We start from the raw sequence: 24,469 nt of genomic DNA on the forward strand, positions 1-24,469 counted from the left end.
GGAGGAAAAGATGGAACAGATATTTAGGATAGGAATAATTGATGATGATTCGTCTAAAGTAACTCAAATAATGATAAAACTGATGGAAGGTTTTAATAAGGCAAAATCTGAAAAGCAAATGAAATATTCAATATACCGACTAGATCCGGTAGAATTAGAACTTAAAGACAATATTGATGATATGATTCAACAGGTAATAGAGGAAAAGCTTGATTGTGTAGTGGTAGACTATAAGTTATCATCTTATAAGAATGTAGATTATTCAGGGGTTGAGTTTGCCAAAACATTAGAAGACGCACTATATGATTTTCCCATTTTTATATTAACTTCTTATGAAGATGATTTGTTTTTTAATGAAATATTTAATGCGTATCAAGTGTTTGATTTTGCGCGATATTTAAATGAAGAATCAGAAAGAATAGAATTGAATTATAAAATCATTGAACAAATATTAAAGACTACAAAGCAAAAACAAAAATGGGAAGAGGAAATTAAAAGATTGTTACCTTTAGCTGGGACATCTCAAGAGGTAGATTCTAAATTACTTGAGTTGGATACAAAGCTAGAAAAATCTATGAATGGCGTAAATGCTATACCAGATAAATTAAAAAGAGATTTAGATTCGAATAAATTAACGGAACTAATAAGTAAAATTGATTCTATCTTAGAGAAGGGGTAAAGTGTTGGAAAGGGTAAAAAGTAAAAAACCGATTAGATCACTTACAGGAGAAATCTGGCGGACAAATAAATCTAATAAAAAGAGGTTAGCTAAAGACTTTGATAATAAATGTGCTTATTGCGATGATTTAGATATTTATAGCGGTGGGTACAATGTATACCATGTAGAGCATTTTGCTCCAAAAGAAAAATTTAAAGAACTCGAGTTTACATATGATAATTTATTATACAGTTGTCCCTACTGTAATATCTCAAAGTCTAATAAGTGGGTGAGTAGTTCCCCGGAAGAAAATGTTATTGGGAATAAGGGGTTTATTGATCCTTGTACAGATGAATACGATTTACACCTTGAAAGGGATGGGCAAGGGAACATTGTTTATAAAACATCATTAGGAAAATATATGCATGAGGAATTAAAACTCTACTTAAAAAGGCATAAAATTTTCTATAACCTTGAAAGAATACGTGTGAAAAGAAATTTGTTGAAGGAAAAAATTGCTGAGAAAAAACAGAATAAAGAGGATTATGTAGCTTTAGAAGAATTTTATAAAGAGTTATGTGTCGTCTTTTGTGAATATTATGATCTGATTTTTGAAGAAGAGTTTGAACATATAAGCTAGTAATTATAAGATATATAACTTCTATCGGAATTAAGAAGTAAATATTATTAATGTTAAATTTATAAAACATTATTATAAAAATTAAATTTGAAGATTGGATAAGAGAATCCATTTTAATCAAACTTTATTTCAAAGCTACAGATATAAATAAAGTAACGGTATCATAATATAAATATATAACTATAATAAGTAATTTTGATTTGTAGTTTGGTTCATCTGCCAGTGGTCATATTAGAAGAATATGTGCGTTTACTATCGATTTGGTACAAACATCTAGTCAATTAAATGGGAATCACCCAGGAATTATAATATTTGATGATCCTGGATAGCGTAGTATTGTAGTGGAAGATATGGAAGCATTTTTTGACTGTTTAAAGGGTGTATCTGTTAAAAATCAAGTAATTGTAGGAATAACTATTAAAGAAACTGATACAAGATAATTAGTACTTAGAAATATTGCAGATGGATACAAAGGAATAATAATCTGAGATAGAGTTTTTAATAAATGTTAATTATAAAATAATAAAACTGACGAGAAATCGTCAGTTTTATTATTACATTTAAGGTTCTTATTTTGAAAATATAGGATATTTAGATATAGGTTTTCCAAATCCAGTTATGACTGATGAATGAAACTAAATCCTTTTTTGTTGGGATAAATAAACATAATAGCGGTTCCTTCATTATTAGTTTGTGTTAATAATATATAACAAAGGGTTCAAATAGATTATAGGTTAAATGGGATTATGGCTTTTTATTAGGCCTCTCAAGTACAGTGTTGTTCAAAGAATTTTTAGAGGAATAGGAAGTTAATTAACAAAGATGATAGAGTGGTTTTAATCTTTTAGGAAATGGTACAAATAAGCTCAACCACTTTCGCAGTAATATTAATCTAAAATTAAGAGGAGAATTCTAATGTTAAGACGTACTAGGAACCAAGTCTTTCTAAATTATTATAAACGTTATAAATGTCCCGAATGTAATGAATATTCATTACGTATTTTTAACGATACAGTAATGGAATGCAAAAATGAATGTGATACTACTAAATTAAGTTTACAGCAAGTTGTTCAAGAAAATGAATTTAAGGGTTTTTTTACTAGAGAAGAACTGGAAAATGACTTTTACTTAACAGAGAAATATTGGATAGATTTATTTTTCCAAGAAAAATATCAATATCATAACTTCAAACAAAAGGAAGGGGAGAGTATTAATGCATTCTTTAGAAGGACCTCTTACCTAGAACAACAGGTGGATGAGATAGTGATCCAATACTTAAATCGAAATTCATTGACTACTCTCCCTAATACCGTTACTCCTTTTGGTTATCTCGTCCATTTAGTAGAAGAAATTCATTATTTTATTAATAGAAGTTGTAAGGATCTAAGGTTAGCTGACATTGCATTGGAGATAAATAAACAGCCATTATCACAGAATTTTTTTTCGGGTCGTTTCTTCTTCCACAATGCTATCGAAAATCTTTGGCATGCTACTGAACGTATTTGGACCTTCCTGGGGATTCATTATGATTTTGCATTTTCAAATGATTTCTCACAAAATAAGGTTCCAAAAATTAAGGACTTCATCAAGAAGGATGAACATTATAAAAAATCTAAATTAAAAGAGGTTCTAGGGCAATTACTAAGCAATAACTCTTACAGGAAATTAGATGCTATTCGAAAAACTAATACTCATGATTTAAGTTTTAATGTAAAAGAATGTAAAGAAGCTATACAGGATGGTAGAAAAACATCTGATTATTTTGACAGAGATGCAAATGATGTAGATTTAGAATTTTATTTGTCGGAGATTAGAGATATTCTATTTTGTATCGAAAAGCATTATGAACTTCTAGAGGAAATCATCTATCTAATTCAAAAAAATATTTTACACTATGAATTGAAGAATATACCTATGATTCAAGAATTTTTAAAATTCACTGAATCAATCACTCCTAAAGAAAAATTAGAAAAAGGTTTAATTAAATTAAAGACTTACAAAATTGAGTTATTACATGATATCGAATTATATCAAGGAGAAGATAAATTCTTGATTTTAGATGTATTCTTTAGACTAGAGGAAGCATCAAGATGTCTTATTGAAATCTTTAATGTGCACAATGGATATTTCTACTTCCATTGGGAAAGGTATTCGAATTCTAACCTTAGAGATTTAATAGATGAGCAGTATTTACTATATTCTTCATTATTGAGAATATATTCTTGCTTTGATAAAATTTCAAGGTACTTATCATTAAATTATGGAGACTACAGTAAAATAAAATATTTTGCTGATTTAGATGATGAAAAATATGCTGGTCGTTATGCTAAAGGAGCAAAGGAGGTAATAAAAACAAAAAATTATCAACTATTACATTCTTTTAGGAATGATATTTATCATAATCTACGTGTAGGGGGCCTATATGGGGAAAAAGGAATGGGATATCACAATCATATAATATGGCAAATCTGCTTTGGAAATATTGTAAGTTGTTATGAATATTTGAAATTCCTTGTTAAAGAGGTACCTAATCAAGGAAGGAATGCGCTATGCAAATGTGGAAGTGGAAGAAAATTCAAAAAATGTTGTTTGAATGTTTAATAAAGAGGTATTTAGAACATCAGAAAGAAGTGTTTAATAATGGCTAGTTATAGTGAAAATAAGATAATTAGACCTATAATCTCGAATAAAAGTAGTATCTATTTAGAAGGAAGAAAATTGAATTTCGAAAAAAGAGAACGTTTAACTATAACGCTTAATAATAAAGCAGAAGATGCCGATAAGGTAGTATCTATTATCATGATGAATCCATCGATAGCGGATGAGCATAAATCAGATACTACTGTAAATAAGGTAATCAGTTTTTTTGCAGACGATTATATAGAGGTTGTTAAAGGAGCAGAAATTAATACTGAAAATATCAAAACCTTGAACATTTTAAATCTTTTTTCCTTATATAATTCTAATTCTGAAAATTTAAATGCTGACTTTAAAAATTTGAGATCCTTACTACCTAAACAAAAATTTAATGCTATTTTTGATAAAAATCTGGCAGTAATAAAGCAAACTCTCAAAGAGTCAGACTATATAATATTGGCTTGGGGTATGCCTGAAGATTTTCATCTGACTCTATACTTCTCAATGATTAATCATATACTTAGTTATTTATTTACATTAGATAAATTAGTCTATGTTTTTCAAGCTAGTCCCTATAGAGTAGAGGAAAAGAAGATACATTCGAGAGAATTGAATCCTTATCATCCAATAGCAGTTAAATTAAAGGCTTTATCCCAAGTTGGAATCAAAACAGGACCGTTAGAGTCATATATGATAGTGTATTAAATAGTGCTTAACTATCTTTTTAATTAAGTAATTTAATCCTTCTAACTCAATTCTTTAGTTAGAATTTATACTAAAAATTTCTAAAGATATCAAAATGATTAATAATAGTGTATCTTTAAATGTTAATTGATTTAAATCTAAATATCTGTTTATCCAGTAATATATGTAGAGGTTTTTCTAGTGCTTTCATAAGTTGTTTCTAGGAGCGCTAATCAAAATTTTTTATAATCGGAACATTCTGCAGTAATTATATAATTGAATGCATAAATATTATGACAGGAAAGAATATATTAGCTTAGTTTTAATTATTGATCTAATTAATGTTTGGAATGGAATTTCTATCGCAATAGAAAGTATAGTGAATGAAAATAAATAGTTTAAAGATTGTTGTAGTTTAAGAATGCAGCATAAAATAATCAAACTTTTTTATAAAGAAGTTAATCTATCACATTAAATAAGTGTGTGTTTTGATCAATCTTTTTTCAAAATGTGTGAGTTTCTTCTATTATAAGAATCAGCATTTATAGCCACATTTTAATCAATCTTTATTCAAAAGCTACAAAAGTCGCGACGTTTATAAAGAAGTTGCGAAGCTTTACCCCTTTGGATATGATTATCTAAAGGGGTGTTTTTGTGTCGAAAAGAAAAAGAACATCTAAAATCGATAAGTGGATTAAAGAGGGTAGAGGACGGATAGTGGGGCAGATTATCAGCCTTGGCTTAAAATTCAAGATGTTTCCTCATTAGGGCGGTCAACAAGATTAAAAGGTATAAAGACCGCCAGACAACATGAGTTTTTATCGGATTTGGAACGGAACTACTTTTATTTAACTGAATTTTCAGATGTTATTTTAGATATTCGTGAACAATTTCCTTTATTACCACAAGAAGAGACGATTGTCATTGCTGAAGAGCTTGGGATTAAACACCCAGCTGATCCAAAAACAGGCGATCCAATTGTTATGACAACGGACTTTTTATTAACAGTTGATAAAGGTCAAGGTATTACAGTGGTGAAAGCTAAACACAGTTCTAAAGGGATTCAGCATAGGGCAGAGGTTTTATCCCGCATTAACGGGAAGTAAGACTCCCAACTCGAAATTCGGCGAATGCATTGTCCAGCTCTAGCGGCTAGAATCTCCGGTCGTTTCGCTCCCTCGGACGAGGCAGAAAGCGCCTCTCTGTCGGGTGCGTGGGCGTCCTGCGAGTCTGAGCGAGCCGCTTCCGCCTTTCTTAAGAAGTTAGGTGGGAGATAAACTGCCCGTAAAGGCCCGATTGGTTCAACTAATAATCAGTGAGGGATGGAAAAACCCCCACTGATTAAAGTTTCACTTTATTGAACAAATTAGATTACTAGACATTACGAGGGGGTTTATTAATGAAAATGAATGGAAAAACATATCTAAGTATAGAAGAGATTATTTCATTACCAATCTTATCAGGTACAAACATAAGTGATGATGGCAAAAACGTAGCATTTGTCAAGAAGACAGCTAACTGGAAAGACAATAAATATAGGAATCATGTATGGATATATGAAAAAGATAAGGGGCAGAGTTACCCATTAACAACTAGGGATATAGATAGTACATACCCATTATGGTCTCCAGATTCTAGGAATATCGCATACCTTAGCCCAGTTGGTGACGGGGATAATAAGAAAAATCAGATCTTTGTTAAGTCAATAGATGGTTATAGTGGGGTTCAAATTACTGATGAAAAAGAAGGGGTCAGTAAATTCAAATGGGAGTCTACTGGCAAGGGTTTTTATTATGTTGCACAGTCAAAAGAATCTGAGGTGATAAAGAAACGTAAGGAACTATATGGAAATTTCCATCATGTAGGTAAGGAATACCAGAATAATTGTTTATATTACATTGAAATAGAAAAAGTGATACAAAATGATAAATATGAACATGAAAATAGCGTTGTTTATCAACTAACTGATGGGAAGGATTTTCATATCCATGAATTTGATATTTCAAATGATGGAAAAAAGGTTGTATTTATGGCTACACCAAGCTCAAATATGGGAGATTATATGAATGGAGATCTATACATACTAGATATTAAAGCTGGAGAGCTACAAAAGATGAATATAGATAAGTTGTTGGGAGGGAGTGTTTGCTTTTCTCCTGAAGGCAGCAAAATATGTTACTCAGCAAGCATAAGGGAGAAGGATTACTATAAGACCCATATACAAGACAGTACATTAGAGATATATGATATTAATAATGGGGAGCTAATTCAACCTTTAACAGATTTTGATAGTACGGTTATGCCGTTACGGTGGACAGATAAAGGAATTTTAATTAGATGGCAGAATAAAACTAATTATCTTATTGGGTTGCTATCTGAGGATGGCACTGTGGAAATGTTAAGCGAAAAAGTAGATAGCTTTATAATGGATGCTTCTATAACAAGGGATGGAAATCATATATCCTATAATAAGGCTATAACAAATGAAACCTTTGAAATCTATTTAGACGATAAAAAAATAACGAATGAAAATAGCTTTTTCAAAGGAAAGCTTAAAAGTAACAGGGAAATAATCTCATGGCAAAGTAGTGATGGTCTTGAAATAGAGGGGGTTTTATCAATCCCAATAGAGTTTGACGCAAATAAAAAATATCCCTTATTAGTGGTAATCCATGGTGGTCCAGCTTGGGCATCCTTTCCAATATTTTCAGACTGTTTTAATGAGAAATATCCTATTGAAAAGTTTATCGAAAAAGGCTTTATCGTTTTAGAACCAAACTACAGGGGAAGTTCTGGTTATGGTAATGAATTCTTAAAAGCAAACTATAGAAAACTGGGAATTGCTGACTACGATGATGTTATATCTGGAGTGGATAAACTAGTTGACAAAGGGATTGCAGATAAAGATAGAGTAGGGGTTATGGGATGGAGCAACGGGGGATATATATCAGCTTTCTGCTCTACATTTAGTAGTAGATTTAAAGCTATTTCAGTTGGCGGTGGAATTACTAATTGGAGTACCCATTATGTAAATACAGATATCCCTTACTTTATTAGGATGTATTTAGGAAATAATCCATGGAATGATCCAGAGATATATACTAAAGCATCACCAATGACATATATTAAATCAGCTTGTACTCCCACCTTAATCCAACATGGCGAAAAGGATGCAAGAATTCCAACTCTAAATGCATATGAGCTATATCAAGGATTAAAGGACATGGAAGTTGATACAGAATTAATTATATTTAAAGAAATGGCATATAGTTCTGACCAGCCAGGAATTCATGTGGCTATTATGAAGCAGAATTTGATGTGGTTTTCACACTATATTCTGGGAGAAAGTATGAAAGATTTTAGGGTTTTATAATGGATATCCTCACAGGATACATAAAGATGAAACAGTCTTCATAAGGAAGCTTTTTTTCTGGGAGTGAAATTATGTCTGTCCTCCTGTAATCCATCAATTTATTTAATTCCTCCTGAAAATGAAGGTTGTAAGTGACGTTACATCACCTATTATAGTTAGGATATATAATACAAAGAAAGAGAAATGGTGAATGAAGAAAAGCGACATGAATTGTGAAAGGAACAAGACCACTGGGGATTAAAAGAATTTCTATTAATAATCTTGAAAGGTTTATCAAAATTTATCAATTGAAGAAGTAATAAATCTACGGTGTAGCCTAAATAAAAAATTATAAAGCGGAATAAAAAATTCACTTTTAAGGATTGCATTGGCTGGGATGAGGGAACAACCTCACCCCGGCTTCTCTTGCTGCTTTATTTCGGTAATGTGAATTTCACTTTTTTCCCATTTGAAAGATCTTTTGAATCGTTATTTCTCATAGGCCCTAATTCGATCTCAAAGCTTTTGTCTTTCCAAATCTTTTCATACTGTTCCTCATCTAAGATGTAAACTTGTAATAACTCGCCAGATGTTCCGGTTTTGAGCACATCATTACGCTTGTAAGTTAGTAACATGCTTTCGCCGAGCGTATACTGCGCGTCATCATTCATTTTTAGTGTAGAACTTATTGAAGACAATCCAATATCTTCAGACCCTTTGTTATCGAGTTTAAATTGAGCTGTCAATAAAACAATGCCATTTTTGAAATTTCTAAATCGGGAAGCTTCAACGGAATTTGGCGTGAATTTGGTGAATTGGTATCCATCTAATGTAACATTGACATCACCTAATTGTTCCTTTTTATTAATGTTCGCTTTCTCGCTTAGCATTTTCTTCTCGCCCATGTTATCAAAAGTTGCTTTATCTTTATAAAAAGTTTTATTTGCTGCAGCCTTTTCACTACCTTGTTTATTTAAACTTAACGTAAAGTTCCCCGGACTTCCGATTCGAGCGTCAAATTTTCCTTTATTAGCCTGCGCTTCAGGAACCATTACTGATACCGTTGATAGCTCCAAAATTTTTGCTAAATCATCTTTGCCGAATGGATAAGCAACATAACCAGAAACGCTTTTCCCTGCTTCTACTAAATAATTATTCTTTGGAGACAATTTCTCATATAATTGTTCTTCTTTTGGAATTAAATCTCTATAATTACTGTAATCCCTTTTAGCGCCTGTAAATGTTATGTTTAAAGTTGGCATATAATAAACATCTTTATTTGAACTATTCTTTACAGTATAGTGTGCAAGAATAACCCCGCCATTTGTCTGTCTGTTAAAAGGAATGTCAAAATCGGCATGAAAATCATTTAATTCAACTAATGTATAGTTATCAAGTGATACTGAAACATCTTGCAATTTATGTACTTGCGATTCCTTGTTTTCATAAAGGACTTTTGTTTTACCTTTTGTTTCTTTCTCCATAGATGAGATAAGCTTTGAATAATCGTTTGAGTTAGCTGCCGTATCTTTAGTGTTTTTATCTTTAGATTCTTTTTCTTTTGCTGTATCCGTCTTTTCTGCCTTATTTTCTTTTGTCACATTCTCTTTTTGATCTTTATTTGCTTTCTCACTTTGACCGCAGCCAGTCATCATAAAGGCTGTAATCATCATGACAGAAAATAAAGAAATTATTTTTTTTGACATTTCTCTTCCCCCTATTTTTTCCCCTATTAAACTTTTAATCTGTACAATCAAATAATTTGTTATAATCTCCTCCTTATCGTTTCTACGTTTTATTATAGAAAAAAGCTTTACCATTTACCAGCTTTTTCTAGCTCCTTGCACCGTCTAAGTGGATAAACCTGTCTGTCAAAAAGCAAACTTTATGACACAGTATAAAAATTGCATATCTTCTATTTAGTCTAACCCCACCATCCGTTAATGACATATAATGGTAAATCCGAATCTTTCTTTTATCCCGCATTAACGGGCAGTAATACTCCCACCTCAAAGTTCAGCGAAAGCATTGTCCAGCTCTAGCGGCTAGAATCTCCGGTCGTTTCGCCCCCTCGGACGAGGCAGAAAGCGCCTCTCTGTCGGGTGCTCCAACGTCCTGCGATTCTGAACGAGCCGCTTCCGCCTTTCTTAAGAAGTTAGGTGGGAGATAAACTGCCCGTAAAAGCCCGATTGGTTCAACTAATAATCAGTGGGGGATGAAGAAAACCCCCACTGATTAAAGTTTCACTTTATGAGTTAAGGTGAAGAAGGGAGGAAGAATATGATGGTATCAATAAAGTTTGACCGTTTGTAATAAAATTGTACCGTCTATAAAAAGATTAATCCCAATATTGGTTTGTACAATAAGATTGTTTGAAAATATCAAATATGTTCTTCCATCAAAGGGCCAGATTGTGGAATATAAAGTATTATATATCTAAACTAACTAAAGTTCCTTTTTTAAACGTTTTACTCTCTATTAAGCGCGGAGAACCATACCAAAAGTAACGGCAAATTGTGTTCCTAGGGCCTTGTGAACGGACTTCTCAGCTTTAAATAGTTTAAAATTATCAGATAACAGTAGATATTTTACTCTATAAATAATTATAATAGAATATGATACGGTTATAATTAAGACAGAAAAGGTGTGTTCCTAGGTGGGGGCTAGGTGGTGCCTTGCTTTTTGTGACATCTAAGCAGGAGTACCTACTCTTTTTTGTAAATATAGGGGATGAGGAAGGTTATCATGAGCAAAATGCAGAAGAAAACAGACGTTATCTTAATTGGTGCTGGAGTCATGAGCGCGACTTTGGGATCATTGCTGAAAGAGTTAGTACCTGAATGGGAAATCAAAGTGTTTGAGAAACTCGCAAACGCAGGAGAAGAAAGCTCTAACGAATGGAATAATGCGGGGACGGGCCATTCTGCACTGTGCGAGCTTAACTATACGTCCGAAAAATCTGACGGATCTATAGATATTAGCAAAGCTACAAAAATTAATGAACAGTTTCAGCTTTCCAGACAGTTTTGGTCTTATCTTGTAAACAGCAATCTGATTCGTAATCCGCAGGACTTTATCATGCCAATACCTCATATGAGTTTGGTACAAGGGGAAAAAAATGTAACGTTTTTGAAAAAACGTTTTGAAGCGCTTTCAAGTAATTCCTTGTTTCAAGGGATGGAATTTTCCGATGACCCTGAAAAACTGAAGGAATGGATTCCGCTTATCATGGAAGGCCGTACATCGAATGAACCGATAGCGGCAACAAAAATCGATTCTGGAACAGATGTCAACTTTGGTGCTTTAACACGCATGTTATTTGACCACTTACAGAGTAAAAACGTCGAGATAAACTACAAGCATAGTGTCCAGGATATTAAACGTACTAGCGATGGCTCGTGGGAAGTGAAAGTGCATGATATCGATAGCGGTAAAATCGAACACCATACTGCAAAATTCGTCTTTATCGGTGGTGGGGGCGGAAGCCTGCCTTTACTACAAAAAACTGGTATTCCTGAGTCAAAACATATTGGAGGGTTCCCGGTAAGCGGACTATTTATGGTATGTAACAATCCGGAAGTTATAGCGCAGCATCATGCAAAGGTATACGGTAAAGCTAAGGTTGGTGCTCCTCCAATGTCTGTTCCGCATCTTGATACAAGATATATCGACAACAAAAAAACATTGCTGTTTGGACCGTTTGCCGGCTTCTCACCAAAGTTCTTAAAAACTGGTTCAAATTTTGATTTGATAGGTTCCGTAAAACCGAATAATGTTTTTACTATGTTGGCAGCAGGCGTAAAAGAGATGGCATTGACAAAATACCTGATCCAGCAAGTTATGTTATCGAATGAAAAGCGCATGGAAGAATTACGCGAGTTTATTCCGAACGCCAAAAGCGAGGATTGGGGTATAGTGGTAGCGGGTCAACGTGTGCAAGTTATCAAAGATACTGCAAGTGGAAAAGGAACACTTCAATTTGGTACGGAAGTTGTTAGTGCCGCTGATGGCTCGGTAGCTGCATTGCTCGGCGCTTCTCCGGGTGCTTCTACTGCCGTTCAAGTTATGCTTGAGGTATTAGAAAAATGCTTCCCACAACATATGAAAGAGTGGGAACCGAAAATAAAAGAAATGATTCCTTCTTATGGCGTGTCTCTAGTGGAAAACCCAGAGCTTTTCCAAGAAATTTATACTTCAACAGAGCAGACGCTTGGTCTAAGTAGAAAAGAACCAGTCTATAGTTAATTCTTTGGACGTAGAAACAAAAGTATTTAATGAAAGAGTTTAAGCAACATAAAGTGAAACTTCCATCAGTGAGGGTTTTCTTCATCCCCCACTGATGGTTAGTTGAACCAATCGGGCTTTTACGGGCAGTTTATCTCCCACCTAACTTCTTAAGAAAAGCGGAAACGGCCGGAGATTCTAGCCGCTAGAGCTGGACAATGCTTTCGCCGAATTTTGAGGTGGGAGTATTACTGCCCACGAATAGCGGGATAAAGTTGTATACTAAAATTTTTGTTGTGAAATATATTGCTAGGAAGCATGGCATTAAAATGTCATGCTTTTTTGTGTTATGCAACAAATAAGGATGAAAGAAACAAAGTAAGTCATGTTCTAAATCTTGTTTAGATCCTGTTTTACAGGATCTTTTTATTTAACGAACAGGGCAGTTTAGTAGCAGAAGGATTTCACTATAATTACATTGAATTTAGATAAAGTGCAGGACATTATTGTAATCTATGTCATGGAGATTTTCATCCATTTAATTTGATCATGAGTAATGACAACGTGAAAATTATTGATTGGGTAGATTCTAGTTCAGGAGATATTCGTGCAGATGTATATCGAACATATCTATTGTATTCACAGTCTTCAGTAGAATTAGCTGAAATGTATTTACGTATATATTGCAAAAATACTGGTTTATCCAAGGATGAAGTTTTTGGGTGGGCTCCCATTATTGCTGCGGCAAGATTATCAGAAAATGTATCTTCAGAAAACATAGAACGTCTAAATAAGTTAGTAAAACAGTATTGTAATTAAGGAATATCTTATTATGAAACTATAGAGTCAGCATTCCTGTATTGATAGACAGGATTTTTTTGTTCAGCTGGGGTATTTTGTTGAATAATTAGAGTCCTATATTTTGCTGTGGTACATAAATAAAATAGACTGTGAATATATTGTAAATATGTTGTATGACTTCAATAGGGATAGGAGTGAATAAGCGATTATAAAACAAAAGATGCGCGTTCTTATTTCCGGTGCGAGCATTGCTGGGCCGGCACTAGCATATTGGCTTCACCGCTACGGTTTCGACGTGACTGTAATAGAACGGGCGCCCGCATTGCGCTCAGGTGGATATGGTGTTGATATCCGTGGTGTAGCCATTACGGTGCTTAAACGGATGGGGATTCTCGATCAAGTTCGTACAGCTGACACGCACATGACTGGTGTTTACTTCGTGAACAGCAAAGGTAAAATCGAAGGTCAAATAAGCGAAGCGAGTATGGGGAACCAGCAGGGGCTGGATATCGAAATCATGCGCGAGGACCTTAGTCATATTTTGTACGACTTGACCGAGGATACGATCGAATATATTTGGGACGATTCGATTACCGCTATACATGAGACCGAAGCTGGTACAGAAGTCCAATTTATTCGTGGCAAGCCGCAGACATTCGATTTGATTATCGGGGCGGACGGGCTCCATTCCAATGTGCGCAACTTGATTTTTGGTGACAAAGAACAATTTAAGCGTACTCTGGGCTGTTATATCTCGATTTTTACCCTCGAGAATTACCTTAACCTCGACCACCGCCAGCTACTTTATACAATGCCAGGCAAAACTGTAGGTATGTATAGTGCCCGTGATAATACTGAAGCAAAGGGTATGTTCTTGTTTAAATCAGAGGAACTGAAGTACGACCGCTATGATGTGGAAGTCCAAAAGAAACTTGTAGACAATGCTTTCCAAGGTCATACGGGTTGGGAAACTCCGCATCTACTCAAAACTATGAAAGAGGCAACAGATTTTTACTTTGATGAGATTTGCCAGATTGATATGCCAACATGGTCAAAAGGTCGGATTACATTGGTAGGTGATGCGGCGTATGGCCCATCGCCACTTTCGGGTCAAGGCTCTAGCCTGGCACTTGTTGGAGCTTATGTATTAGCTGGTGAACTGAAAGCTGCGCATGGCAATTACGAACGTGCCTTTATTGCCTACGAAAAAGAGATGAGAAAGTTTGTTGAGGAAAACCAAAAAATAGGGTTGATAGCTGCTGGAAGTATGATTGAAACCTCAAAATCCAAAATCTTGCTACGCAATTTTATGTTGCGTGTACCTATCCTTATGGGTGGAATGTTTAAGATGGTTACGAAAATGATGACGAAAGCTTCCAATGCGATTGAACTGAAAGATTATTGATATGGATATTTACTATTGAGTGATAATAAAGTATTTCTAATACTGTCCGTTTTTAATCAAACTTTATTTCGAAGCTACACAATCATGTTCATCAGCAATAAAGTTATTTAAAAACACACCAAGAGAGATATCATGATGACATCTCTTTTGGTGTGTTTTTTGTAATGTGTAATAAGAGAAAATTTCAGCTCTAAGTGTCTGATGAAAATAAAGTTGTAGACTGAACTGTAATTTGATTGATTAAGCTAACGGACAGATTATGAAGATGGGAATGAGGAGAACTTATGGATTCGAGGAAAGCATCTTTGAGCTTCGAGAAAGCCAATTGTGGTGGTTTTCATGGAGGCGCCATTTATACAATTATCGTCAACAGGCTTCGGGCTGCTGGTTGTGTTTTCGCTGAGGATGAAGCTCAGTTGCTCATTTCTGCGGCCAGGACACCGAAGGATCTCACCGCTATGGTGGACCGACGAGTAGCTGGTTTACCCCTCGAACACGTTATCGGCTGGACGGAGTTCTGTGGTTTACGGATAGCGGTGGATCCGGGAGTCTTCGTACCCCGTAACCGCACTGAGTTTCTCGTCCGTCAGGCTGCCGCTCTTACCCGGCCAGGGTCTGTCGTAGTTGACCTATGCTGTGGTTCGGGGGCGTTGGGCGCTGTACTAGCCGCAATGCAGGAACGGATTGAATTATACGCCTCTGATATTGATCCAGCTGCGGTGCGGTGTGCTTTGCGCAACGTCACTGCAGCTGGTGGTTATGTGTATGAAGGTGACCTCTATGAACCGTTGCCCGTCATACTGCAGGGCCGCATCGATGTCCTGGTTGCGAACGCACCTTATGTACCCACCGCGGCAATCGGGCTGCTACCCCCGGAGGCGCGTATACACGAAGCGCGTGTGGCGCTCGACGGGGGAACGGACGGTCTTGATATACAGCGACGGGTGGTGGCTGAGGCGCCACTTTGGCTGGCACCTGGCGGCCATCTGCTTATTGAGACGAGTGATCGACAGGCGCCGCATACCGTCGAGATATTTATCCGCAACGGACTAATAGCACAGTTGGCCAGTTCTGAAGAGCTGGATGCCACTGTGGTCATCGGAACCAAGATAGCCTATAAAAGTACATAGTGAGGCAATGAAAACGTAGAGGGGAGGATTACACAAAAAATACGACGGGCTTGCATACCCGTCGATGCTTTATTTGCACACTAATTTAGCCAACTGTTTATAAATCTCTACAATTTCTTCAAGCTTTATTCTTACTAACCCGCTTGAGGACGGGGCAACAAAATCAATTGTTCCAGGTATGACGGGCTCAGGCTGCTGTCCCCATGGGGCTACTCTTTGTCCGCTATATTCCTGATAAACACCTTTCCCAACAAAACAGACTATTTTTGGCTTTAGCTGTATAATTTTTTGTTTTAAAATTTCTTTTCCTTCTTTATACTCTTCCTTTGTAATTTCATCCGCTGCCTTAGTTGGTCTTGCTACTATGTTTGTAAGACCCATATCCAAATCCAACAGTTTATAATCTTCCGAAGCATTATATTTCTTGGGGGCTAATCCCGCTTCATGGAGAATTTTCCAAAAACGATTATTGGGATTAGCGAAGTGATGCCCTGTCTCACTTGAGCGAATGCTTGGATTAAAGCCGACAAACAAAATTTTTAAATCTTCTTTAATGTAATCATTAACTCGATTCAAGATTAACCCTCCTTCTTTATGGAATTGAAATGTATAAAGTTTTTTTATTTTATCACAATTTCTGAATTTAATTTTTTATCAAAAGATGTAAGGGGTAGTGCAAGCGCACATGGGAAAATTCATGATGTTCTGGTTGTTATCTTAACTGCATTTTAGCACGAGTGAGAAGTGAGTTCCGCATTCACTTTTCCTCGTGCTTTTTTATTTCTTGTGAAGAAATGGGACTTAACTACTCCTTAATTAAGAAATAGTTAAGAAGTAGTTAAGTCCCATTTAAATCTTTTTTCCCATAATAAAATTATAAGCATATAAGAAGGTTGTTATTTTTAGATGAGTACAATATTAAAAACTATTAATGTAATGAAGGTATATGGCAATCAGTTGATCACCTTACTATAAAGGAGTGATTTAAAAATGTCTTTTTCTCAATTAAATATTGATGTTTTTCGAGCAATCAATGATTTAGGTAAACAATATTCGTTTCTAAACGCAACCATGGTATTTTTGGCGGAATATATGGTATATATTTTAGGGTTCATTATTATAGCTTATTGGTTTACCGGGTCCATAAAAAGTAGGATGATGCTTATTCAAGCGATGATAGCTTTCGTGATTGCTGAGGTGGTTGGAAAAATAGCAGGGAAATTTCATTTCAATTATCAACCATTTGCAGTGTTGCCGGATGTTAATAAACTTGTCGACCATGCTGTAGATAATTCATTTCCTAGTGACCATACGATTCTCTTTTTTTCGATTTGTTTTTCGTTTTGGCTTGTTCGTAAAAAGACTGGGTGGTTATGGCTTATACTTGCATTTTGTGTAGCAATTTCTCGTATTTGGGTAGGGGTTCATTATCCTTTTGATGTGGCAATAGGGGCTATAATAGGATGTATTTCAGCGTTGTTTTCGTATTGGTTAGTACCAAAGTTTTCTTTTATCAAGCAATTGCTTACTCTATATGAAAGAGTAGAGCAACATGTTTTACCATTCAAAAACAAATCAAAGGGATTTTGAGTATACAAGTATAAAAATCTTTAAAGAGGCTGAGTATAAATCAAATTTTCGATTTATCCCGCATTAACGGACAGTAAGACCCCCACCGCAAGATTCTGAGCGAGCCGCTTCCGCTTTTCTAAAGAAGATAGGTGGGGGATAACTGTCCGTAAAAGCCCGATTCGACGGGCTAACCATCAGTGGGGGATGAAGAAAACCCCCACTGATGGAAGCTTCACTTTATGTCTCAGCCTCTTATTATATCTTTGGGCTTATTCAGCCACTACTTGTTCGTTTTTTTCCATAGCTCTGATGGATTCGGCTATTTTAACCATCATGGAGCATTCCACTCTCTTACGGAAGATGTCACAACTGAAATCATAGATTCCATTGAGGGAGCCGGTTGCGTGCAGCGCGTTGGCAGGGCAACCGCCACTGCAGTAAAGTTTCGCCCAGCAGTCCTGACATTCCGGTTTCGAGTAGCAGTTGCTCTCTTTAAATTGGCACTCTGTTTCTGGTTTTGTGATCCCATCCCAGATGTTTCCCATGCTGTATTCTTCGTCCCCGACAAATTGGTGGCAAGGGAAGAGCTCGCCCCATGGTGTGACAGCGAGATATTCGGTTCCTGAGCCACATCCGGAAATTCTCTTTTGAATGCAAGGACCTTCAGAGAGGTCAAGCATGTAATGGTAGAAGGTGAAGCCATTGCCTTCTTCCCCGCGCTTTAGCATTTCCTTGGCGAGAATTTCGTACTGGTTGTAAATCTCTGGGAGGTCCTCTTCAGTGAGCGCATATGGTTCCCGGGGATCACAGATAACCGGTTCCATCGAGAGTTTGTCGAAACCAAGATCTGCAATATGAAAAATGTCATTGGTGAAGTCGACGTTGTTGTGAGTGTAGGTTCCACGCACATAGTATTCTTTATCTCCACGCTTTTCAACGAATTCCTGGAACTTCGGAACGATATAATCGTAGCTTCCCTTTCCAGTTACTGTTCTACGAAGGTGATCGTGGACTTCTTTTCTTCCATCAAGACTTAATACGACATTGTACATTTCCTTATTCAAGAAATCGGTGACTTCATCGCTGAGCAACATGCCGTTTGTAGTGAAGGTGAAGCGAAAAGTTTTTTTGTACTCTTTTTCTTTGCTTCTTGCGTAAGCGACAATCTGTTTAACAACTTTCCAAGCCATAAGCGGTTCTCCACCGAAGAAGTCGACGTCGAGGTTTCGGTGGTGACCGGAGTTCTCCAATAGGTAATCGATAGCTCTTTTGCCAACCTCATAGCTCATGATCGCTCTACTTCCGTTGTATTTTCCTTGGCTGGCGAAGCAGTATTCGCATGAAAGATTACATGTATGTGCGACGTTGAAACAGAGGGCCTTTACATAAGTTTGGCGATTTCTTAAATCAATTGAAAGATCTTTATATTCATCCTCAGTAAAGAGTTGCCCATCATTTTTCAGTTCTTCGATATCTGCGATTGTTTCTCGAATATCCTTCTCAGAGATGGTGGAATCATGTGCGTATTTTTCCAGTATCATTGTAACGATTTCTTCCGCAGAAGTAGTCTCATAAAGCGCGATGATTTCATAGGCGAGATCGTCGACAACATGTACCGATCCACTGTAGGTGTCGAGCACAATGTTGTATCCGTTTAGTTTATATTGATGAATCATACTTGATAATCAAGCTCCTTTTATCTATAAAGTGAAACTTCCGTCATGTCTGTTAATACGGGATAAAAATGGCCGCCCATCTGGGAAGCAGCTGGGCGGTACATTTCTTGTTTTCTATCTGTTCATTGTGTTTTCACACTTTTGATTTGCAACTCCGCAAGACGTTTTGCAAGCGGATTGGCAAGATGTTTGGCATGCACCACATCCACCATGTTTTACCGTATCCGTCAGTTTACGAGTGCTCAGTGTTACGATTCTTTTCATAACGTATAACTCCTTTTTTAAGAAATAAGGGCAATGTTTGTGAATATTTTCACATTGAGGATTAAACTTTGTGAGTACTTTCACATTAATTCCAGTAATAATTTTAACAACACCTTTGATTCACGTCAATCATTCGTGGTGTTTTGATACTGCGGAAATGCCACTTGATTGTACGTCTCCTTTTTTTCATCGCGATGTAAAGGGTCTTGAGACTTATATAATTATGATTTGGGATTCCCTATTATAATAGGGAATCCGTCCGTTTATGATCTTAAGAACGGACGGATGTTTTTTTACTATTATGGTGTTTGTGCGCGATACTTCTTTTGTAATTCCTTCAACTCTTCTACCAAATCTTCTCCAATCGTGGGTGCAAGTTTATCATATAAGGGTAATAGTACTATTTCCCAATCTTTTCGTTGTTCATTGTTTAGTTCATGAATTTGAATCGATGAATTTTGTTTAATAAGTTCAAGTTGTTCTTTATTTATTTGGGCGGCTTGTTGATTATTCCAGGCGGTAGTTTCTTTCATTGCCTCTATTAATATTTGTTTCGTTTTTTCCGTTTGTTTGTTCCAGGTATTTTGATCCATCATGACAACATATCCTAAATATCCGTGATTACTAATTGTCAAATAGTTTTGAACGTTATAGAATTTTTTAGAGTAGATATTTGAAATGGTATTTTCTTCACCGTCAACTTTTCCTGACTCAATTAATTGATAGGTAGAGTTGAATGAATCTTGATGTGCATTAGCTTTTAATAAATCAAATTGAGATTGGATGACATTACTTTGCATAATGCGAAAAGATTGTCCTTGTATATCTTTGGGTGTATAAATAGGTCCTTTGTTTGAAGTGATCTGTTTAAAGCCGTTGGACCAGTGAGCAAGCCCTTTTATTCCATCTTTTTGTAAGGATTGAAGTAATTGTTCCCCAATTTTTCCGTTTAGTCCTTCTTGCAAGGCTTCATAACTTGAAAAAGCAAATGGTAAATCAAGTACGCCCCATTCCGGAGAGAACGTTCCAAGTTTTGATGTAGAGGGAGCAATAAATTGCACTTGTCCCGATTTTAAAGCGCGAAATTCTTCTATATCAGAATATAAGCTTCCGTTAGGAAAGACTTCTATTTTTATTTTACCATTTGATTTTTCGTTCACGAGTTCCGCAAATTTGTTAGCAGCAAGTCCTTTCGGTGTGTTTTCTGCAACAACGTGGCTAAATTTGAAAACGATTTGGTCTTTTAGTCCTTCTTGGTCATCGTCATATGAGAGTTCATTGTGAGGAGAATGACTCTGATAATTAATAAATAAAGCGCTTGCAATAAAAGTGATAAAAAGGAGTATAAAAATAGCTGCTTTTTTCATCTTCGTTCTCCTTTTGAAGTTGTTATCCCGTAAGCCCCCCCTCAAGATTTAGAGAGAAGCATTGTCCAGCTCTAGCGGCTAGAATCGCCGGTCGTTTCGCCCCCCCCCTCGGACGAGGCAAAAAGCGCCTCTCTGTCGGGTACGTGGGCGCCCTGCAATTCTGAGCGAGCCGCTTCCGCTTTTCTTAAGAAGTTAGGTGGGGGATGACTGTCCGTAAAAGCCCGATTGGTGAGGGCTTTCCATCAGTGGGGGATGAAAAAAACCACTGATGGAAGTTTCACTTTATTGTAAGCATACCGAGAAGATTTCTATTCGTAAAGATGCTTTTAGGGGAAAGGAGGACTAAGTATGAGGAATTTATCAATCCGTTGGAAGATTACGATTCTTTCTTATGCAGTTGTTATCGTTTCACTCATGATTGGTGGAGGGATTGTAGTTGCAAATATTCAACAAAAAGAAGAGAAAGAATTAAGAATTAGATCTATGAATACAGCGCGAACGGTAGCAGAAATGTCAGATGTAAAGAAGTCTCTTCAAGAAACAAATGGATGGGTAACATTAAATTCTGTTATTGAAAATATTAGAGTCATTAATGAAACAAATTATATTGTGATCATGAATATGGAACGAGTTCGGTATTCGCATCCCGTAAAAGAAATGATTGGAAAAGTTTCAAAAGGAGCAGATGAAGAACCGGCATTTGCAGAACATATTTATTTTTCAAAAGCAAAGGGAGAAATAGGTACTGTCATTCGTGCTTTTATGCCCATTAAAGATCAAAATTTAAACCAAATTGGTGTTGTTGTTGTAGGAAATAAAATACCCAACTTCTTTGAGATTATGAGCGAATTAGGGGGAGAAATTCTTTTTATAGTTATCTTAACTTTAATACTTGGATTCATAGGTTCATTAATGCTTGCTAATCATATAAAAAAACAAATGTTTCAGTTAGAGCCATATGAGATTAAAAGAATACTTGAAGAAAGAACAGCAACTTTTCATTCAATGAATGAGGGAGTAATTGCGATTGATAATCAAGAAATGATTACGGTTTTTAATGAGAAAGCGAAGCAAGTTTTTCATGTAAAAGGAGATGTTGTAGGACAGCCTATTCGTAGCATATTACAGGATACAAGGCTTCCAGAAATCGTGGAGAAAAATCAAGCGGTATACAATGAAGAGATAAAAGTAAGCGGAAAGGTCATTTTAAGTAATCGTATACCTATTAAAAAGGATAATGAATTAATCGGAGCTGTGGCAATTTTCCAAGATCGTACGGAGGTAACGAAGCTTGCGGAAGAATTAACTGGGGTGAAGAACTTTGTTGAAGCATTGCGTGTGCAAAGTCATGAGCATATGAATAAACTTCATACAATAGCAGGCTTAATTCAGCTCGGTAAGGCTGACAAGGCATTACAACTTGCTTATAACACTTCAGAAGAGCAGGAGAGTGTAACTAATTTTTTAAATGAGACAATTAAAAATGATGCCGTTGCAGGTCTTCTTTTAAGTAAAATAAGTAGAGGGAAAGAACTTGGAATTCATGTGAGTATTGATCAAAATAGCTATTTGGAGGCTTTTCCGTATCAATTAGATCAACATGATTTCGTTGTATTATTAGGGAATTTAATAGAAAATGCATTTGGATCGTTTGAACAAATTGAGACCGCGAATAAAAGAATTGATATTAGTATTGAGCAGTCAGAGGACGTGTGCGCGATCTTGATTGAAGATAATGGATGTGGAATAAAAGAAGAATATTTACCAAGGTTATATGAGAAAGGGTTTACTGTGAATAAACGTGACGGGACAGGTTATGGTCTTTTTCTAGTAAAACAAATTATTGAAAAGGGGAGAGGAGAAATTAGAATTTCATCTTTTGAAGGTGAAGGAACTACCTTTATCATTACTTTTCCAATGGAGATGGAGGCGGAATTGTATGGCGTATAAAGAGGAATTTAAAGTAGTGCTAATAGAAGATGACCCAATGGTTCAAGAAGTAAATAAAGAGTTTATAAGAAGTGTAAAAGGGTTTCAAGTAATCGCTGTCGCAAACAATGGCGAGGAAGGGGTTAGCTTTGTAAAAGAAATGAATCCAGATCTTGTTATTTTAGATATCTTTATGCCTAAAAAGGATGGTATTCAGGTATTGCAGGAATTTCGAAAACAACAATTAGAAACGGATGTAATTGTTGTGTCTGCTGCTAAAGATAGGGAAACAATTAAACTCATGCTGCAAAATGGAGCCATAGATTATATTATTAAACCTTTTAAACTGCATCGTATTCAGCAAGCATTAGAGAAGTATCGTCAATATAGAATAAGTTTGAGAGATTCTGGATCTATTTCACAGGAGCAGCTGGATTTATTACTATATTCTGGGCGTTCTGAGAGAACGATGAGCAATTTGCCAAAAGGTTTGAACAAGTTTACATTAAATGAAATTATAACGTATGTAAAACAGCAAGAAGAACCTCTCTCTGCTGAAGATGCGGCACGTGCAATTGGGATCGCTAGAGTGACGGCTCGTCGTTACTTAGATTATTTAGAAAAAAGAGGTGTCATTCATCTGGCAGTTCAGTATGGCGGCGTTGGAAGACCGATTAATCGTTATATGTTTCGAGAAACGAAAGACTAAGACCAAAATGAACAAAATATTCGTTATGACCATAAACTTCTCACTTTTCCATGTAAACGCTATCATTATGTTAGAAATAAACAGAGAGAAAATTTAGAAAAATCAGGGGAGTGAGAAGAAAGGTGAAACGACTCTTTAAAAACTTAACCTTTCAAGTATTAGCGGCTATTGCGCTTGGGGTGTTAGTTGGATTACTTTGGCCAAGTGTTGGTAAAGAAATGAAGCCGTTAGGTGACACGTTTATCAATGCGGTAAAAATGGTAATTGCACCGATTATTTTTTTAACAATTGTACTCGGTATTGCCAAAATGGGAGATATGAAAAAGGTTGGTAAAGTCGGCGGAAAAGCTCTTATTTATTTTGAGGTGGTAACGACATTTGCACTTATTGTTGGTTTAATTGTTGTAAATGTTATGAAACCAGGAGAAGGCCTTAACTTTAATGAGCTTGCAAAAGGGGACGTATCAAAATATACACAAAACGGGGGACATAGCCTTAATTGGATTGACTTTGTAACCCATATCGTTCCGTCTAATATGGTTGATGCATTTGCGAAAGGTGATATTTTACAAGTATTATTCTTTTCGATTTTATTTGGTGTAGGGTTAGCGGCTCTTGGGGAAAAAGGAAACTCAGTCATTGATTTCTTAGACAAACTTTCACACGTATTCTTTAAAATTATTGGCTATGTAATGAAAGCTGCGCCGATCGGGGCATTTGGTGCTATGGCATATACAATCGGTCACTTTGGCCTTGCTTCGCTTGCACCACTTGGAAAATTAATGATGTCAGTATATATAACGATGTTTTTATTCGTTTTTGTTGTTTTAAATATTATTTGTAAGATATATGGATTTAGTTTATGGAATTATTTAAAGTTTATTCGAGATGAGATATTAATTGTATTGGGAACAAGTTCTTCCGAATCTGCATTGCCAAGAATGATGAACAAGATGGAGAAATACGGATGTTCAAAATCTGTTGTTGGTCTCGTTATTCCAACAGGTTATTCCTTTAATCTTGATGGTACGTCTATTTATTTATCCATGTCGGTTGTCTTTTTAGCACAAGTATTTGGTATCGATCTAACAGTTGGACAGCAAGTTACGATTATTCTAGTGCTAATGTTAACATCCAAAGGAGCTGCAGGTGTGACAGGAAGTGGATTTATTGTATTAGCGTCTACGTTAGCTGCGCTAAAGGTTATTCCTTTAGAAGGATTAGCATTACTTCTTGGAGTCGATCGCTTTATGAGTGAAGGAAGAGCCATTGTAAACTTAATTGGAAACGGGATTGCGACAATCGTTGTTGCAAAGAGTGAAAACGAATTTGATGAAGCAAAGCATGCAGAAGCCGTTTCGGGTACAGAAGCATTAACGGGGGCGAAGGAAGCTGTATAGTGCATAAGCAGTAATTTTGTA

At 36.0% G+C, this 24,469-nt stretch carries 17 protein-coding genes and 2 pseudogenes; 14 read left to right on the plus strand and 5 right to left on the minus strand.

Going from position 1 to position 24,469, the window contains the following annotated elements; genetic code table 11:
- Positions 1–10 precede the first annotated feature (10 nt).
- From MR076_RS19020 to MR076_RS19045, 6 genes and pseudogenes are all read left to right on the plus strand, one after another.
- Positions 11–679 (plus strand): response regulator, encoded by a 669-nt coding sequence (locus MR076_RS19020; RefSeq protein WP_242223160.1) that lies wholly within the window; start codon positions 11–13, stop codon positions 677–679.
- A gap of 4 nt (positions 680–683) precedes the next feature.
- Complete coding sequence (locus tag MR076_RS19025) at positions 684–1,298, plus strand: HNH endonuclease (RefSeq protein ID WP_242223162.1); 615 nt, start codon at positions 684–686, stop codon at positions 1,296–1,298.
- A 915-nt stretch (positions 1,299–2,213) separates the two neighbouring features.
- Complete coding sequence (locus tag MR076_RS19030; protein ID WP_242223164.1) at positions 2,214–3,899, plus strand: YecA family protein; 1,686 nt, start codon at positions 2,214–2,216, stop codon at positions 3,897–3,899.
- Between the two features lie 117 nt (positions 3,900–4,016).
- A complete protein-coding gene (locus MR076_RS19035; RefSeq protein ID WP_242223166.1) occupies positions 4,017–4,640 on the plus strand; it encodes a DUF1643 domain-containing protein in 624 nt (207 codons plus the stop codon).
- Between the two features lie 633 nt (positions 4,641–5,273).
- A pseudogene (locus MR076_RS26600) lies at positions 5,274–5,647 on the plus strand (TnsA endonuclease N-terminal domain-containing protein); the annotation flags it as partial.
- 371 nt (positions 5,648–6,018) lie between these two features.
- Complete coding sequence (locus MR076_RS19045; protein WP_242223170.1) at positions 6,019–7,992, plus strand: S9 family peptidase; 1,974 nt, start codon at positions 6,019–6,021, stop codon at positions 7,990–7,992.
- Positions 7,993–8,405: 413 nt separating this feature from the next.
- Here the strand turns inward: MR076_RS19045 and MR076_RS19050 are convergent, their stop codons facing one another.
- Positions 8,406–9,677: a DUF5068 domain-containing protein gene (locus MR076_RS19050; RefSeq protein WP_242223172.1), complete on the minus strand. Its 1,272-nt coding sequence runs from the start codon at positions 9,675–9,677 to the stop codon at positions 8,406–8,408.
- Positions 9,678–10,716: 1,039 nt separating this feature from the next.
- Here MR076_RS19050 and MR076_RS19055 point away from each other — a divergent pair.
- The 4 genes and pseudogenes from MR076_RS19055 (at position 10,717) to MR076_RS19070 (ending at position 15,531) form a co-directional block, all read left to right on the plus strand.
- Positions 10,717–12,216, plus strand: coding sequence for a malate:quinone oxidoreductase (locus MR076_RS19055; RefSeq protein WP_242223174.1), 1,500 nt, complete (start codon positions 10,717–10,719; stop codon positions 12,214–12,216).
- Positions 12,217–12,708: 492 nt separating this feature from the next.
- A pseudogene (locus tag MR076_RS19060) lies at positions 12,709–13,014 on the plus strand (aminoglycoside phosphotransferase family protein); the annotation flags it as partial.
- 190 nt (positions 13,015–13,204) lie between these two features.
- A complete protein-coding gene (locus tag MR076_RS19065; RefSeq protein WP_242223292.1) occupies positions 13,205–14,401 on the plus strand; it encodes an FAD-dependent monooxygenase in 1,197 nt (398 codons plus the stop codon).
- 284 nt (positions 14,402–14,685) lie between these two features.
- Positions 14,686–15,531 (plus strand): putative protein N(5)-glutamine methyltransferase, encoded by an 846-nt coding sequence (locus MR076_RS19070; protein WP_242223176.1) that lies wholly within the window; start codon positions 14,686–14,688, stop codon positions 15,529–15,531.
- Positions 15,532–15,600: 69 nt separating this feature from the next.
- On the opposite strand, the gene mug is transcribed toward MR076_RS19070, so the two are convergent.
- On the minus strand, positions 15,601–16,107 hold the full coding sequence (mug, locus tag MR076_RS19075; RefSeq protein ID WP_242223178.1) for a G/U mismatch-specific DNA glycosylase: 507 nt from the start codon (positions 16,105–16,107) through the stop codon (positions 15,601–15,603).
- A 414-nt stretch (positions 16,108–16,521) separates the two neighbouring features.
- Between mug and MR076_RS19080 the strand changes: the two genes are divergently transcribed.
- Positions 16,522–17,121 carry an undecaprenyl-diphosphatase gene (locus MR076_RS19080; RefSeq protein ID WP_242223180.1) on the plus strand — a complete coding sequence of 200 codons (600 nt, stop codon included), beginning with the start codon at positions 16,522–16,524 and terminating at the stop codon, positions 17,119–17,121.
- A 251-nt stretch (positions 17,122–17,372) separates the two neighbouring features.
- Here the strand turns inward: MR076_RS19080 and scfB are convergent, their stop codons facing one another.
- The 3 genes from scfB to MR076_RS19095 form a co-directional block, all read right to left on the minus strand.
- Positions 17,373–18,779 (minus strand): thioether cross-link-forming SCIFF peptide maturase, encoded by a 1,407-nt coding sequence (gene scfB, locus MR076_RS19085; protein WP_242223182.1) that lies wholly within the window; start codon positions 18,777–18,779, stop codon positions 17,373–17,375.
- 114 nt (positions 18,780–18,893) lie between these two features.
- Positions 18,894–19,043, minus strand: coding sequence for a six-cysteine ranthipeptide SCIFF (gene scfA, locus MR076_RS19090; protein ID WP_079999468.1), 150 nt, complete (start codon positions 19,041–19,043; stop codon positions 18,894–18,896).
- Between the two features lie 299 nt (positions 19,044–19,342).
- Positions 19,343–20,410: a TRAP transporter substrate-binding protein gene (locus MR076_RS19095; protein ID WP_242223184.1), complete on the minus strand. Its 1,068-nt coding sequence runs from the start codon at positions 20,408–20,410 to the stop codon at positions 19,343–19,345.
- A 348-nt stretch (positions 20,411–20,758) separates the two neighbouring features.
- Between MR076_RS19095 and MR076_RS19100 the strand changes: the two genes are divergently transcribed.
- From MR076_RS19100 to dctP, 3 genes are all read left to right on the plus strand, one after another.
- Entirely contained in the window at positions 20,759–22,360 is a 1,602-nt protein-coding gene (locus tag MR076_RS19100; protein WP_242223187.1) for an ATP-binding protein, read from the plus strand.
- Positions 22,350–23,048, plus strand: coding sequence for a response regulator (locus tag MR076_RS19105; protein ID WP_242223189.1), 699 nt, complete (start codon positions 22,350–22,352; stop codon positions 23,046–23,048). The genes MR076_RS19100 and MR076_RS19105 overlap by 11 nt, the downstream gene beginning before the upstream one ends.
- Before the next feature lie 122 nt (positions 23,049–23,170).
- Positions 23,171–24,448, plus strand: coding sequence for a C4-dicarboxylate transporter DctP (gene dctP / locus MR076_RS19110; protein WP_242223191.1), 1,278 nt, complete (start codon positions 23,171–23,173; stop codon positions 24,446–24,448).
- Positions 24,449–24,469: the final 21 nt, after the last annotated feature.

This window comes from Bacillus cereus group sp. BfR-BA-01380 (genome assembly GCF_022663535.1).
Lineage (GTDB): Bacteria > Bacillota > Bacilli > Bacillales > Bacillaceae_G > Bacillus_A > Bacillus_A cereus_BB.

Coding starts and splice junctions, on each gene's coding strand:
- MR076_RS19020 (WP_242223160.1), top strand. CDS start 11: ATGGAACAGATATTTAGGATAGGAATAATTGATGATGATTCGTCTAAA.
- MR076_RS19030 (WP_242223164.1), top strand. CDS start 2,214: ATGTTAAGACGTACTAGGAACCAAGTCTTTCTAAATTATTATAAACGT.
- MR076_RS19045 (WP_242223170.1), top strand. CDS start 6,019: ATGAAAATGAATGGAAAAACATATCTAAGTATAGAAGAGATTATTTCA.
- MR076_RS19050 (WP_242223172.1), bottom strand. CDS start 9,677: ATGTCAAAAAAAATAATTTCTTTATTTTCTGTCATGATGATTACAGCC.
- MR076_RS19055 (WP_242223174.1), top strand. CDS start 10,717: ATGAGCAAAATGCAGAAGAAAACAGACGTTATCTTAATTGGTGCTGGA.
- MR076_RS19070 (WP_242223176.1), top strand. CDS start 14,686: ATGGATTCGAGGAAAGCATCTTTGAGCTTCGAGAAAGCCAATTGTGGT.
- MR076_RS19080 (WP_242223180.1), top strand. CDS start 16,522: ATGTCTTTTTCTCAATTAAATATTGATGTTTTTCGAGCAATCAATGAT.
- scfB (WP_242223182.1), bottom strand. CDS start 18,779: ATGATTCATCAATATAAACTAAACGGATACAACATTGTGCTCGACACC.
- scfA (WP_079999468.1), bottom strand. CDS start 19,043: ATGAAAAGAATCGTAACACTGAGCACTCGTAAACTGACGGATACGGTA.
- MR076_RS19095 (WP_242223184.1), bottom strand. CDS start 20,410: ATGAAAAAAGCAGCTATTTTTATACTCCTTTTTATCACTTTTATTGCA.
- MR076_RS19100 (WP_242223187.1), top strand. CDS start 20,759: ATGAGGAATTTATCAATCCGTTGGAAGATTACGATTCTTTCTTATGCA.
- MR076_RS19105 (WP_242223189.1), top strand. CDS start 22,350: ATGGCGTATAAAGAGGAATTTAAAGTAGTGCTAATAGAAGATGACCCA.